Source organism: Brevibacillus sp. FW306-2-1A-C05A (assembly GCF_058781555.1).
The window spans coordinates 59,667-72,375 of record NZ_JBYSWV010000024.1 but is presented as its reverse complement, the minus strand read 5'-3'; the positions used below and the strand labels follow the sequence as shown (position 1 = coordinate 72,375).

Here is a 12,709-nt window from a genome sequence, read left to right as displayed (position 1 = left end):
TCCCCTCCGGTCAACAGTGTTGATCTCATCATACCATGAGGTCTTTTTTCACTGTCTACCATGAGGGGATAATACCATCTGTTTCTGATGACAGTCAGGCTTTTTGTTTTGGCATAAAGGGGCGAAGAGCAGGTAGGCTGAGGCAGGAGAGGAGTCTTTTCCTTTTCATGCGCTCGCTAGTGCTTTTCCTGTGCTTTTCCTGCCCTTTCCCCGCTCGCTGCTGCCTCGCCCTCGCCAAACCGGCTACTCCACCTGGATGCGATCTCCCCGCGTGGTCGGTTGCGAAATGACGAGAAACTCCACGTCTTCGCCGCTCTCGTTTTTCATCTGATGCCGTGCTCCCGGCGGCACTTCTACTCCTTCCTGCGGGCCGATCTCGTGGCGAACGCCCTCCACCTCCAGAACAGCCTGTCCAGAGAGCACAAAGAAAAATTGGCGGGAGCGCTCGTGGTAGTGGCGCACCTCAGCCGTTTCTCTCGGCATCCGCTCAAAAATGACGCTCAGCTCCGTCCCCTTGACCAGATGCCAGCCGTCGCAGTGGTCGCCCCATATGTAGTGCTCCGCATTATGCTTGCTGATTTTCACCATCGCTCGCCTCCTGTTTTTGCTTCTCATCATGACATGCACACGACCAGCCCGCAAGCGTTTCTTTACTTTTTACGGGCGCTATGTTAAAATGTCATCATAACGCAAATGAATATTCGCTTTGTTAATGGAGGAGCCTGTCATCATAGGGTTCTTTTTGTCTTTTTTCAGCCGACAAAAAGAAAACCCCGTGATTACGGGCTCTTTTTGCATCTTACACACAGATTAAAGGGGGAAACCGCATGCTTATTTTTCAACTGGCTGTCATCCTGATCGCCTCCAAAATCGCCGGAGACATCAGCGTGCGCCTCGGACAGCCGTCCGTTTTGGGGAAACTGCTGATCGGGATCGTGCTCGGCCCAACCGTGCTCGGGCTGGTGACCGACACGGAAATTTTGAAAGAAATCAGCCAGATCGGCGTCATCCTGCTCATGTTCATCGCCGGACTGGAAACCGATATCGACGAGTTCAAGCGCACCGCGAAGTCCTCCACCAGCGTTGGCGTGGCCGGCATCATCGCGCCTTTGGCACTCGGCTACGTCGCCGGGATTACGATGGGGCTTTCTTTGTTTGAGGCTCTCTTTTTGGGACTGTTGCTCTCGGCCACCAGCGTAAGCATCTCTGTACAGACGCTGAAAGAGTTGGGCAAGCTAAAATCGAGAGAGGGCGCAACTATCATGGGGGCTGCCGTCATTGACGACGTGCTCGTCATTTTGGCGCTGGCGTTTTTGATGAGCTTCGCTGGCGGCGATGTGAACCTCGGCCTGGTCATTGCGAAAAAGCTCGCGTTTTTCGCAATCGTGATCTTGCTGTCCTGGAAAGTCGTCCCGTGGGTGTTGCGTAAATTCGCGCCGCTGCAAGTCAGCGAGTCCGTGATCTCCGCAGCCCTGATTATTTGCTTCCTGTTCGCTTACTTTGCCGAGTACACGGGCGTTGCCGCCATTATCGGCTCCTATATTGCGGGTGTCGCGATCAGCCTCACCGGCTACAAGCAAGAAATCACCCACAAGGTAGAAACGATCAGCTACGCCGTCTTTGTGCCCGTCTTCTTCACCTCGATCGGCGTCACCGCCCAATTTTCCGGGATCGTGGAAAATCTGTGGCTGATTGCGATGTTGAGCGTGATCGCCATTGTTTCCAAGCTGGTCGGCGGTGCCATCGGCGCAAAACTCACCGGCTTCCCTTGGAAAAATTCGCTCGCCATCGGCGCTGCCATGATATCGCGTGGCGAAGTGGCGCTGATTATCGCGGCGATTGGTTTGGAAAACAACCTGCTGTCTGACGACATGTTTGCCGTCCTGATTGTCGTGGTTCTGGTGACGACGATTGTCACTCCGCCGATGATGAAATGGCTGTTCGCGGACAAAAACACGCAGGAAGAGCAACTTTTGATGAAAAAGAACGGATAGGCGACAAGCCGGGCTGTTCCACGTCAGATGACGTTGGAGCAGCCTTTTTCATTTGGACATCCTTCGCAATCTGTGCCGTTTCGGTTTATGATGGAGAAAAATGGTTCCCGAACACGCAGGAGCTTTTTTTCGCTGCTGTCGAAAAGGATCAGACCATGCAAAGGAGGGTGCCCGGCATGAAAGTCGTCGTAGCGCCGGACTCTTTCAAAGGAAGCCTCACTGCCAAGCAAGTCAGCGAAGCGATTCGCGCAGGCATACGTCGCGCCGATCCGCACGCCGATATCGTCGCCAAACCGATGGCAGACGGCGGAGAAGGTACGCTGCAATGCCTTGTCGACGCGACTGATGGGAAAATCATGACGGCCACCGTCAAAGACCCGCTCGGCCGACCTGTTGCCGCCGAGTTCGGCATTCTCGGCGACGGCGTTACCTGCGTGATCGAGCTGGCTGCCTCTTCCGGCCTGTATCTCATCTCCAAAGCGGAGCGCAACCCGCTTCGCACCACTACCTACGGCTTCGGGCAACTGATCGTAGCTGGCCTCGACCTGGGCTGCCGCCGCTTTATTCTCGGCCTCGGCGGCAGCGCTACGAACGATGGCGGCGCGGGCATGCTGCAAGCTTTGGGCTACAGGCTGCTCGACCAGGCCGATCAGCCCTTGCCCTTTGGCGGGGGAGAGCTTTCCCGCCTGAGCCGCATTGATTGCAGCCAAAAAGACAAGCGGCTCGCTGAATGTCAGTTTGTCATCGCCTGCGACGTCACCAACCCGTTTGTCGGTCCAAACGGCGCTTCCCACGTATTCGGCCCGCAAAAAGGGGCCACCCCGGAAATGGCGCTCGCGCTGGACGAGCATTTGCGCCATTTTGCAGACGTGATGGAGAAAAGCCGGGGAATCGCCATTCACGATCTGCCGGGAACAGGCGCTGCGGGCGGTGTGGCAGGGGCGCTTCTCGCCTTTCTCGGCGGCGAGCTGCGGGCGGGGATTCAGATTGTCATGGAGACAACCCGCCTCGCTTGCGCCATGCAGGGCGCCGATCTCGTCATCACCGGAGAAGGCCAGGTGGACGCGCAAACCGCCCGAGGAAAAACTCCGTGCGGCGTAGCCCAGCTCGCGCAGCAATTCGGCATCCCCGTCATCGTGCTGGCGGGTTCCATCGGCGAAGGGATCGAAGCGTTGTATGAAAAAGGCGTCACCGCCGTCGTCAGCATCGCCAATCGGCCGATGACGCTGGATGAGTCCATGCGGGACAGCGCGGCGCTTCTGGAGCAGGCGGCTGAGCAGGTTATGCGGATTTGGGCTAGTCGGAGCGGTTCATGAGGACTGGGGCGTGGGGGCAGGTGGTTGGTTGGCTTTCGGAGTTAGTTCGGTTGCGGCTGCACAGTCGGCTTGGTTGTGGCTCCACTGCCAACTCGACTGCCGTTCCATTGCCCCACTTGCCTGCCCTTCCCCGCCAAAAAAGCTCTCCCACAGCAACATGCTGCCAAGGGAGAGCTTTTCGTCGTCTACTTCGTTTCCCGATGCAATGTATGGCGCTTCAGGCGGGGCGAATACTTTTTCAGCTCCAGCCGCTCGGGATTGGTTCGCTTGTTTTTGGTCGTGATGTAGTTGCGATCTCCTGTTTCGGTGCATTGCAGCGTAATGTTGACGCGCATGTCGATTTCCTCCTTTTTGTCTTACACTTGCATCTCTACGACGGTGCTGGAAGTGGGTAGCGGGTCAGGCAGCTTGGCCCAGTCCGAACGGTACTCCTCATCCGTCAAGAGACAAGCATCCAACTGCTCTGTCACCGCTTCCCGGTCCAGGCCGATGCCGATGAACACAAGCTCTGTCATCCTGTCCCCGTGCTCCGGGTCCCAGGCGCGCTGCAAATCTGGTTCTTCCGCCAACAGCGCTTGCCTTTCCTCGGCAGGCAGCGCAGCCGCCCAAAAGCCTGCCGTACCGACCTCGATCGAAGGCCCTGCCTGGCTGAGCGTCATAGCCAGATCGTTGCGCGTCGCCAGCCAGAAAAAGCCTTTGGCCCGCACGACATCCTCCGGCCAGGCCGACAGCCACTCGCCAAACCGCTCGGGGTGAAACGGCCTGCGCGCACGATAGACGAAGGAAGAAATGCCGTACTCGTCCGTCTCTGGCGTATGCTCTTCTTTTTGCAGCTCGGCGATCCATCCTGCCGACTGGCTGGCCGTTTCAAAATCAAACAGTCCCGTATTCAAAATCTCATGCGGGTCCACCTGTCCACGCACCGCCCGAATAAAGCGGGCCTTTGGCTGCAATTTGCGCAGCACTGCCTCCAGTTGCTCCAGCTCTTCCGGGTCTACCAGGTCGCATTTGTTCAAAATGAGGACGTCGCAAAACTCAATCTGGTCGATCAACAGGTCGACCACTTCCCGAGTATCGTCCTCCCCCACTGCCTGATCCCTGTCCAGAAGACTTTCTCCCGAGGAAAAGTCATGCCAGAAACGGTACGCATCTACGACCGTCACCATCGTGTCCAGCCGGGTCAAGGCAGACAGGTTGATGCCGTTTTCCTCGTCGACATACGTAAAGGTCTGGGCGACAGGAACAGGCTCGCCGATCCCCGTCGATTCGATCAGTATGTAGTCATACCGTCCTTCGCGCGCCAGCCGCTCCACTTCTGTCAGCAAATCCTCGCGCAGCGTACAGCAGATGCAGCCGTTCGACATTTCCACGACCTTCTCGTCTACGCGGGAAACGCCCCCTCCTTGCGCTACCAATGTGCCATCCACATTCACTTCGCTGAGGTCGTTGACGATGACGGCGACGCGCATGCCTTCCCGATTGTTCAAGACGTGATTGAGCAATGTTGTTTTTCCTGCCCCCAGATAGCCGCTCAGGACGGTTACCGGGATTCTTTTATCGGTCATAAGCTGATCTCCTTTGCGCTACAAAACGTAATTATTACGATTTAATAAACATGCTAGCGCAATGCTCTTTCGCTTGTCAAGACAAATCGTAATCATTACGTTTAAACACAGTAATGATGAAATAACCCCACCCCCGCTCTTATTTCTTCGTTTGCTATAATCAATTTATGTCGCAATGGAAAGTAGGAGCAGATGTGACTTTATACGGATTTTACACAGATGAATCAGGAAACAACGGCTTCAATGATATGAGAAATCAACCCGTTCTCTGCTACGCGGGCATCCTGGTCCCCATCCATTACCAGGTGCATTTGCATCATGAGGTCCAGAAAATCAAAGACAATCTGGAAAAAGATATAAAGGCCACCATTCACGGCATACCCGCTGAGCAGTTTCCACATATCGACTTTTTTAAAAAGTTTGAAATCCACGGAAAGGCGTTTATTGACGGTGAAAATTTCTACTATAACTTATCGGATCGCCAACGCTTCAAAGTGGTGGAAGAGTTGTTGTCTTTAGTGAAGGCTTCAGAAGTAAAGGTAGTGGCTGCTCTAGTCAACAAACAGCTTTACCAGACCCAGACACGTGAAACCAACCATAACCGTATGCATATCCATGCGTATACGGAACTTGTTCGCTGCCTTTCCAACGAGCTGAGCCGTGCTGACTCGTATGCGTTTGTCATTTGTGACGACGGCAAGCCGAGCGAGCTCAACCATTTTCGTGACGCGCTGCGAAATCCGGTCAATCGCAGGGTGTATCCCGACCTTCAGGTAAAGCTGTCGCACGATCATAATGGAAACCTGATCCAACTGGCTGATATGATTAACTTCATCACCTCTGTTCATTTCCGGCATCGTTACGGCTTCCCTCCGCGAAAACGACACCAGGCCGCCATCCTCGATGTGTATGCGCGACATCTGGACTCCAAGCTCATCATCTGGGAATACAAATAAAAAAGAGGAGGACGCACACAACGTGCGAACTCCTCTTGTCGGTCGTACACAACGTGCGACCTATTCCTACCCTATCCAAAATCACCGGACGATATGTCAGAATAAATTAAGACATTCTGTTCATAGGTCAATGCATGAGCTACGTACAGAATGCCTTAATTTTCATGTGGATTTAGTCGTACACAACGCGCGAGCAAATCCACATCTATAATTGTACGTTTGCGAAAGGAAGTTGTCAAGCATAACGGAGAAAAAAAGGCTTCGCCCATCTTTTTAGCGAAGCCTTCGCTTCACTTGTGTCGATCCTTACGCTACTTCACCCGCTTCATCGCCACCGCTTCCCCATACGCGCCGATGACCGGCTGATACAGGTTGCGGTTGTTCAACTGGTCCTGGCTCACTACCGGGGTCGGACGATTCATTTTCCATGTAATCTGGCTGTACACATTGCCTGTGGCGGTCGGCATCGTGACCAAAATATCTTTGACCTGGTCGTTGTTGCTGTCAGTCACGTGCAGCTTCGGCAGCAAACCTTTGTCGCGCGTGCCCACCGAAATGAACGTCTGTTGGTTGTCTTTCCCTTCGCGAACCACAACGCGCAAATTCTCGGCCGTCTGGTTCATCGACATGCCCATCTTGTCGCCTACCAAAAAGATGTGGTCTTTGATACCGTCGCCTGTCACATCTGCGTATTTCGTATCCAGCACAAATGTACTGTCGCTTTTCATGCTGAACCCGCTATTGATCGAAACATCCGGCGAAGGCAAGTTGTCGACATCGGTTTTTTCCACTGTTACCCCGAGCAACTGCGGCTTTTGGTCCACGATATTCCACACGCTGGTTGCCACGGCAATATGGTCCTGATTGTTTACTCCCCAAATATTTTGCTTGCCCATCCAGCGCAGATTGCCTTTGGCGTCGCGAAATGGCACCAGCTCCACGAGCTTTTGCACGTAGCCGTCCGTCGGCTTTTGCAGCTTGCCGTTGGCCTGATAAATCCCTTGATTCAGGTACGTTGTTTTATTGGCAGATAAATCAAACGTGCTGACTGCTTTTGTGCGCAAATTCGTTACTTTCGCTTGAAACCCGTCGGTAAACTGAACGGAAAACGGAATGTTGTGCTGCGGTTGCAGCAGGACAACTGGAGCATACGTTTGTGACTGTGACGGAAGGGCATTCGCATGAACCGGAGAGGCCCCCAGTCCTGATGTCATGAGAATAGCGCCGCTACATACGATTGTTGCCATCGTTCTTTGCCAAAGTTTCATGATATTCTCCTCCTATGTAATTGGGCATGCTATTTCTTTCCAGATTGTTACACCCGTGTCTTTCCTTCCCTCTCTTCTCTCTAAACGAGATGGACAGGTCAAATGTTGCTAGTAAATAATTCCTAAGTTTTCTCGCCATTTTTACCGATTTGCAACAACTTCGCCGAAAAGGCAGGCTACAATAGAGTCAAACGGAAGCTGCTGCAGAAAGGAACAATCACAAATGAAAAAGGCTTGGCTTTTGTCTGCCGCGATCTGCGCTTCTCTCGTGAGCGGTTGCGGCCTGGCAGATACCCCTAACGAACTGATGCGCGCCCCCTCTGCTGACGGCGATCAAAAATCGATCAATCAGGCTGTCATGCAATTTTTGCCTGCGGGCTCACAGTTGGCTGTGCCGCTCCACCCCGCAGAGGCGAGCGCCGTCTCTCTTCAAGACCTGAACGGCGATGGAACCCCTGAGGTCGTCGCTTTTTACAAGTCGGAGAAAACGGATTACGAAATCGGCGTGCTGGTGCTTTCGCAAAAGCAAGGAAACTGGCAAAAGCTGACCTCCTTTACCGGGATTGGCAATGAGCTGGACTACGTCTCGTTTCACGATCTCAACGGCGACCAGATTCCCGAAATGCTGATTGGCCTGGGCGGCGGCGACGGTCTGAACAGAGAGCTGTCCGTGTACTCGATTACCGACGACAAAACCGCGGAGCTGATGAAACAGCCCTACTCCGTCATGGCGGTGGGCGACTTGACCGGGGACAAACAGACCGAACTGGCCCTGGTCCTGCACGACCACAGCAATTTCACCTCCAAAGCCGAGCTGTTTGGGGCCAAAGACGGCCAAATCGCCAAGCTGACCGAGATCGCGCTGGACGGCTATGTGAACGGATACGAGCAAGCGCTTATCGGAAAAGCGTCCCCTACGCAAAATGCCCTGTTCATCGAAGCCGGGGTAGGGGCGCACTCGGCCGCCACCGACATGCTCCTCTGGGAAAATGGCACCTTGCACAACCCGTTGGTCAAAGTCGAGGGCGAAATGGATTTGACCTTCAAGCCCTACCCTTTGTACAGTGAGGATATTAACGGGGACGGCATTATCGAGATCGGCACCAGAACACAGCCGCCCGGCACAGAAGAGCTGGCCATGGTCGAAATTCCCTGGATCTCCTCCTATTTTCAATGGGACGGCAAGACCGGGCTGAAGCATGTAGAGGATCATTACCAAAACTATGACCTGGGACTCGATCTGAGAATACCGGAAAAATGGAGCGGAAAATTCACGATTGCCGCCAGTCCCAACGCCAATTCGCACATCATCCGCTTTTTCTACTACGGGGAAAACGGGAAAAATAAAGCCGAGCTTTTGACGCTCCAAACCGTTCCGCAAACCGAATGGAACAAATTCGAGAACGGCCTCAAACAAAAGCAAGTGCCCTACGTTCTTTTGAAGGAAGAAGGAAAACAGGTCCTGATCGCGATCCTTCCGCAAACGACACCAAGCCTCGGCAAGTCTGCCATGCAGGAGTACCGCTCTATGCAGCTCACAGCAGACGAGATACGCCAGCTTTACAAGCCTTTATCCATTTCGTGATAAAGGCCAATGCTGTTTTCCTTGTACCGATCCGCCTGCGAGCGAAAAAAGTCGAAATCAGACCAAGGGGATTTGTTTATGAAGGTTTTATTGCTTGAAGACGAAAAATCAATTCGCGATTTTGTGCGCATCAATCTGCGGCGCGAAGGCTGCGAGGTCATTGAGGCGGCGACAGGCGAAGAAGCGCTGGAAATCGCGCAAGCGCAAAGCGATATCGAAATCGCGATTCTCGATGTGATGCTGCCCGGCATCGACGGCTTTGAAGTGTGCGGACAACTGCGCAAAAAATACCCGCGACTCGGGATCATCATGCTTACTGCCAAGAGCCAGGAGCTGGACAAAGTGATGGGGCTGGAGTTCGGGGCCGACGATTACGTGTCGAAGCCGTTCAGTCCGGCTGAGCTGTTGGCCCGCGTAAAGGCATTGCACCGCAGGCTGGCTCCCCTCCCCGCTCTTGTGGAGGACAAAAATACGATTGATATCGCTCCCTTCACCCTGCTGCTCGATGAGCGGAAGCTGACGAAAAAGGATCAGGAAATTGTCCTGACCCCGAAGGAGTTTGCCATTATCAAGCTGCTGGCCGAAAATGCCAACAAAGCGATCAGTCGCGACGAAATTTTGACGAACGTCTGGGGACAGTTTTTCGTCGGGGACTTGAAAATCGTGGATGTGAACATCCGCAGGATTCGCCAAAAAATCGAAGACGATCCTGCCCACCCGGCCTTCCTGGAAACAGTCTGGGGGTACGGATACCTTTGGCGGAAGGACGCTCCTGATGAAAGGAATTAGAAGCAGGCTCGTCTTTTACTTCGGCATGATCTTGCTGTTGATCGTGCTTCTGTTGGAGGGACTGTTTTACTGGGCGGTCCATACGTACTACTTCGGAACTGCTACCGAAGCGTTGGAGACGCGCAGCACGACCTTCACCAATTTTATTAACAAGTACGCAACCGGCTATCGCTTAAAAGACAAGGCCCGCTATATTTTGGAAAACGTATCGAGCCAGGAATACGCCAAAATCGAGGTGCTCGACCTAAACGGCAAGGTCATTCTCAACTCGTACGGCTTCCAGACGGGAGAGCTTGTCCAAACCTCGGACGTCATGGAAGCGATCAGGGGGCAAAAAGGACTGTTCGTAGGCCGAACGCCCCAGTCGCGCGAGCGGGTCATTGCCGTGTCCAATCCCCTCACCTTCGGGTCTGAATACGTCGGCGTCCTCCGCTACACGATCTCGGCAGAGCCTCTTTATCAGGCGGTCAATCGCATCGCCTTGTACGGGCTGGGCGTCGGGGCTGGCGTCGTCCTGCTGGCTTTTGCCCTCAGTCTGCTCATGGCCAAACGGATCGTCGACCCCATCGAGGACCTGACGAATGCCGCGAAGCAAATGGCAGAGGGCAACTTCACCGCCCGCGCTCCGAAGCGCTACGACGACGAGGTCGGGACGCTCGCCGATACGTTCAACTACATGGCAGCAGAGATCGGCAAAAACGAAAAGCTGAAAAACGACTTCATCTCCTCCGTCTCCCACGAACTGCGCACGCCGCTGACCTCGATCAAGGGTTGGGGAGAAACGCTCCTCTCCGGCGGCCTGGAGGAGCCGGAGGAAACAATGCTCGGGCTGGAAGTCATCTCCAAGGAAACCGACCGCCTCATCGGCCTCGTGGAAGAGCTGCTCGACTTTTCGAAGTTCCAGTCCGGCGAAATGAAGCTGTCCCGCGAGTTGCTCGATTTGCGCGAAATTCTCGACGACATGCACGTCCAGTTCGCCATCCGCGCCCAGGAAAAGCAGATTGATTTTCAACTGGCGCTCCCGTCCGCTCCCCTGACCGTCATGGGCGACCGCAACAGGCTGAAGCAAGTGTTCGTCAATCTGCTGGACAACGCCTTCAAATTCACGCCAAAGGGCGGTACGATTTCCGTGACAGCGACAGCCTCGGAGGGAAGGCTGACGGTCACCGTCGCGGACAGCGGAGAAGGGATTCACCCGAATGACTTGCCGCACGTCACGGAAAAATTTTTCAAAGGACGCTCCAAGCTGTCTGGCAGCGGACTCGGGCTCGCGATCTGCAAAGAGATCATTCAGTTGCACAAAGGAGGCTTTTTGGTCAATAGCAAGCAAGGACATGGCACTTCGATCATGGTAGAACTGCCTCTCGCCCTTGGCCCTGAGGAAAATTTTCCGGCAAGCTAGCCGTGCTGTCGTAAATCGCCCTTGAAACGACAAACAAGCGCCCTGACTGATTTGTCGGCACACAGCAAAAAGGAAACCCTGACCAAGCGGGTTTCCTTTTTCACGCGTTTACGATTAAAATTTGTTCGTAATCACCAGCTCATCCAGTCCAAAGCGGGCTGTCGGATAAGCTTGAACGCTTGCTTTGCCGAGCGTCAGCATCAATGTCGGGATGTAGCGGGACGGGATGTTCAGCTCTTTGATGAGCGCATCGCGATCGTATCCGCCCATTGGGCATGTGTCGTAGCCTTTGGCTTTTGCCGCCAGCATCAGTTGCATCGCCGCGTAGGAAGAGTTGCGGATGGCTTCGTCGCGGGCGATCTCCGGATTGTTTTTGTAAGCTCCTTCGATTTGCGCGATCATGTTGTCACGCACTTGCTCGGTGACGTATCCTTTTTCGAGGGCAGCGTCATAAACCGGGCGCGCCGACTTGTACGCCTCCAAATCTCCGAGTATGATGATGGTGGCATACGCATCCACGACTTGCTGCTGACCGTAAGCGATCGGCAAAAGTTTTTCCTTGATCGCTGGATCCGTCACGACGAGAAAACGCCAATGTTGCAGATTCCAGGAAGACGGAGCGCTTGCCGCGAGACGCAAAATCTCGTTCAGCTCTCCTTGTGGAATCGTTACGTTCGGATCGTATTTGCGCACGCTGTGGCGTGCTTCCATCACTTGTTCAGCCGTCATTTTCAGTTCCGTAGTCATGAGTTTTCTCCCCTCCATGTGTCCATTGCCTGTTCCAAATATATAACTTACTTTAATATAGTTACAAACGTTATTCAATCCCTTTTTCTTCCCGATTGCAGTTTGACGGGAGAAGGACAAGGGCACGCTGATACATACTTTATTGTTTGGAGGAGTTTTGCTTGAAATACACGGATAACATTGTCATCGTCACAGGCGGCGGGCAGGGCATCGGACTTGCCGTCGCCACCATGTACGCTGCGCACGGCGCTCACGTCGTCATCGCCGAGCGCAATTCCGAGGCTGGCGAAACTGCTGTCCAGAAAATAAACGGAGCAGAAGCAATCGCAGGCTCGGCCGCTTTTGTCCAAACGGATGTGAGCGAGCCCGAGCAAATCGAGAATCTGATGCAAACCGTTGACGCCCGCTGGGGACGACTCGACGTGCTCATCAACAACGCCGGCTTGTCGGTCTGGGAATCCCCCTACGACCTGACCGTCGAAGCGTGGGACCGGATTTTGAACACGAACCTGCGCAGCGTCTTCCTCGCTTCGCGGGAAGCGGCGAAGATCATGCGACGAAACGGCGGCGGCGCCATCGTCAACCTGGCCTCGACCAGAGCCCACATGTCTGAACCGCACTCAGAGGCGTATGCAGCATCAAAAGGAGGCATTTTGGCGCTCACTCACGCTTTGGGCGTATCGCTTGGCCCCGACGGGATTCGCGTGAACGCCATCTCGCCAGGCTGGATTGAAAACGGCGATTACACGGCACTGCGCCCGCTCGATCATGCGCAGCATCCCGCAGGCCGCGTCGGCACGCCCGACGACATCGCCCGCGCCTGCCTCTTTTTGACGCAAAAAGAAAACGACTTTATCACCGGAACCGAGCTGGTCGTGGACGGCGGGATGACCCGCAAAATGATTTACGAGCCATAAAGCTAAACCAATGCCTCTCCTCCTGAATACTTTGTGGGTAACGAGAGATAAAGGAGGAGTTCCATGTCTTTTGAAGAGGAAGATCTCAGGTTGCTCGCTCTCTGGCTGCTGGCGATTGGCTATCTGATTCTCGCCTTCACCGAATTGGCCGCTCTTGGATACTGGTAATG

12 protein-coding genes are annotated in these 12,709 nt (G+C 54.2%); 7 read left to right on the top strand and 5 right to left on the bottom strand.

What is annotated here, in order from left to right; genetic code table 11:
* Window positions 1-243: 243 nt before the first annotated feature.
* The gene (locus AC3WJN_RS15465; protein WP_005833313.1) at window positions 244-588 is read right to left on the bottom strand and encodes a cupin domain-containing protein; all 345 of its coding nucleotides are present in this window, start codon (window positions 586-588) and stop codon (window positions 244-246) included.
* A 239-nt stretch (window positions 589-827) separates the two neighbouring features.
* Here AC3WJN_RS15465 and AC3WJN_RS15460 point away from each other — a divergent pair, with 239 nt between their 5' ends.
* Together AC3WJN_RS15460 and AC3WJN_RS15455 are read left to right on the top strand one after the other, a co-directional pair.
* Window positions 828-1,994 (top strand): cation:proton antiporter, encoded by a 1,167-nt coding sequence (locus AC3WJN_RS15460; RefSeq protein WP_007782661.1) that lies wholly within the window; start codon window positions 828-830, stop codon window positions 1,992-1,994.
* Between the two features lie 176 nt (window positions 1,995-2,170).
* Window positions 2,171-3,310 carry a glycerate kinase gene (locus AC3WJN_RS15455; RefSeq protein WP_007782658.1) on the top strand — a complete coding sequence of 380 codons (1,140 nt, stop codon included), beginning with the start codon at window positions 2,171-2,173 and terminating at the stop codon, window positions 3,308-3,310.
* 185 nt (window positions 3,311-3,495) lie between these two features.
* Here the strand turns inward: AC3WJN_RS15455 and rpmG are convergent, their stop codons facing one another.
* Both rpmG and AC3WJN_RS15445 read right to left on the bottom strand, forming a co-directional pair.
* On the bottom strand, window positions 3,496-3,645 hold the full coding sequence (rpmG, locus tag AC3WJN_RS15450) for a 50S ribosomal protein L33 (RefSeq protein ID WP_005833307.1): 150 nt from the start codon (window positions 3,643-3,645) through the stop codon (window positions 3,496-3,498).
* A gap of 21 nt (window positions 3,646-3,666) precedes the next feature.
* Complete coding sequence (locus tag AC3WJN_RS15445; protein WP_007782653.1) at window positions 3,667-4,875, bottom strand: GTP-binding protein; 1,209 nt, start codon at window positions 4,873-4,875, stop codon at window positions 3,667-3,669.
* Between the two features lie 194 nt (window positions 4,876-5,069).
* Between AC3WJN_RS15445 and AC3WJN_RS15440 the strand changes: the two genes are divergently transcribed.
* Window positions 5,070-5,831: a DUF3800 domain-containing protein gene (locus AC3WJN_RS15440; RefSeq protein ID WP_005833303.1), complete on the top strand. Its 762-nt coding sequence runs from the start codon at window positions 5,070-5,072 to the stop codon at window positions 5,829-5,831.
* A gap of 311 nt (window positions 5,832-6,142) precedes the next feature.
* Here AC3WJN_RS15440 and AC3WJN_RS15435 read toward each other — a convergent pair whose 3' ends face one another.
* On the bottom strand, window positions 6,143-7,099 hold the full coding sequence (locus AC3WJN_RS15435) for a YybI family spore inner coat protein (protein ID WP_007782646.1): 957 nt from the start codon (window positions 7,097-7,099) through the stop codon (window positions 6,143-6,145).
* A 223-nt stretch (window positions 7,100-7,322) separates the two neighbouring features.
* Here AC3WJN_RS15435 and AC3WJN_RS15430 point away from each other — a divergent pair, with 223 nt between their 5' ends.
* The 3 genes from AC3WJN_RS15430 to AC3WJN_RS15420 all read left to right on the top strand — a co-directional run bounded on the left by AC3WJN_RS15430 (window position 7,323) and on the right by AC3WJN_RS15420 (window position 10,875).
* Window positions 7,323-8,684 (top strand): FG-GAP repeat domain-containing protein, encoded by a 1,362-nt coding sequence (locus AC3WJN_RS15430; protein ID WP_007782643.1) that lies wholly within the window; start codon window positions 7,323-7,325, stop codon window positions 8,682-8,684.
* A gap of 78 nt (window positions 8,685-8,762) precedes the next feature.
* Entirely contained in the window at window positions 8,763-9,473 is a 711-nt protein-coding gene (locus tag AC3WJN_RS15425; RefSeq protein WP_007782640.1) for a response regulator transcription factor, read from the top strand.
* Window positions 9,460-10,875 carry a sensor histidine kinase gene (locus AC3WJN_RS15420; protein ID WP_007782636.1) on the top strand — a complete coding sequence of 472 codons (1,416 nt, stop codon included), beginning with the start codon at window positions 9,460-9,462 and terminating at the stop codon, window positions 10,873-10,875. The genes AC3WJN_RS15425 and AC3WJN_RS15420 overlap by 14 nt, the downstream gene beginning before the upstream one ends.
* 114 nt (window positions 10,876-10,989) lie before the next feature.
* Here the strand turns inward: AC3WJN_RS15420 and AC3WJN_RS15415 are convergent, their stop codons facing one another.
* Window positions 10,990-11,622, bottom strand: a complete 633-nt coding sequence (locus AC3WJN_RS15415; RefSeq protein WP_007782632.1) for a nitroreductase family protein — start codon at window positions 11,620-11,622, stop codon at window positions 10,990-10,992.
* Between the two features lie 161 nt (window positions 11,623-11,783).
* On the opposite strand from AC3WJN_RS15415, the gene AC3WJN_RS15410 reads away from it, so the two are divergent.
* Complete coding sequence (locus AC3WJN_RS15410; protein ID WP_007782629.1) at window positions 11,784-12,539, top strand: SDR family NAD(P)-dependent oxidoreductase; 756 nt, start codon at window positions 11,784-11,786, stop codon at window positions 12,537-12,539.
* The last annotated feature ends 170 nt before the right edge of the window (window positions 12,540-12,709 follow it).

Coding starts and splice junctions, on each gene's coding strand:
- AC3WJN_RS15465 (WP_005833313.1), bottom strand. CDS start 588: ATGGTGAAAATCAGCAAGCATAATGCGGAGCACTACATATGGGGCGAC.
- AC3WJN_RS15460 (WP_007782661.1), top strand. CDS start 828: ATGCTTATTTTTCAACTGGCTGTCATCCTGATCGCCTCCAAAATCGCC.
- AC3WJN_RS15455 (WP_007782658.1), top strand. CDS start 2,171: ATGAAAGTCGTCGTAGCGCCGGACTCTTTCAAAGGAAGCCTCACTGCC.
- rpmG (WP_005833307.1), bottom strand. CDS start 3,645: ATGCGCGTCAACATTACGCTGCAATGCACCGAAACAGGAGATCGCAAC.
- AC3WJN_RS15445 (WP_007782653.1), bottom strand. CDS start 4,875: ATGACCGATAAAAGAATCCCGGTAACCGTCCTGAGCGGCTATCTGGGG.
- AC3WJN_RS15435 (WP_007782646.1), bottom strand. CDS start 7,099: ATGAAACTTTGGCAAAGAACGATGGCAACAATCGTATGTAGCGGCGCT.
- AC3WJN_RS15430 (WP_007782643.1), top strand. CDS start 7,323: ATGAAAAAGGCTTGGCTTTTGTCTGCCGCGATCTGCGCTTCTCTCGTG.
- AC3WJN_RS15425 (WP_007782640.1), top strand. CDS start 8,763: ATGAAGGTTTTATTGCTTGAAGACGAAAAATCAATTCGCGATTTTGTG.
- AC3WJN_RS15420 (WP_007782636.1), top strand. CDS start 9,460: ATGAAAGGAATTAGAAGCAGGCTCGTCTTTTACTTCGGCATGATCTTG.
- AC3WJN_RS15415 (WP_007782632.1), bottom strand. CDS start 11,622: ATGACTACGGAACTGAAAATGACGGCTGAACAAGTGATGGAAGCACGC.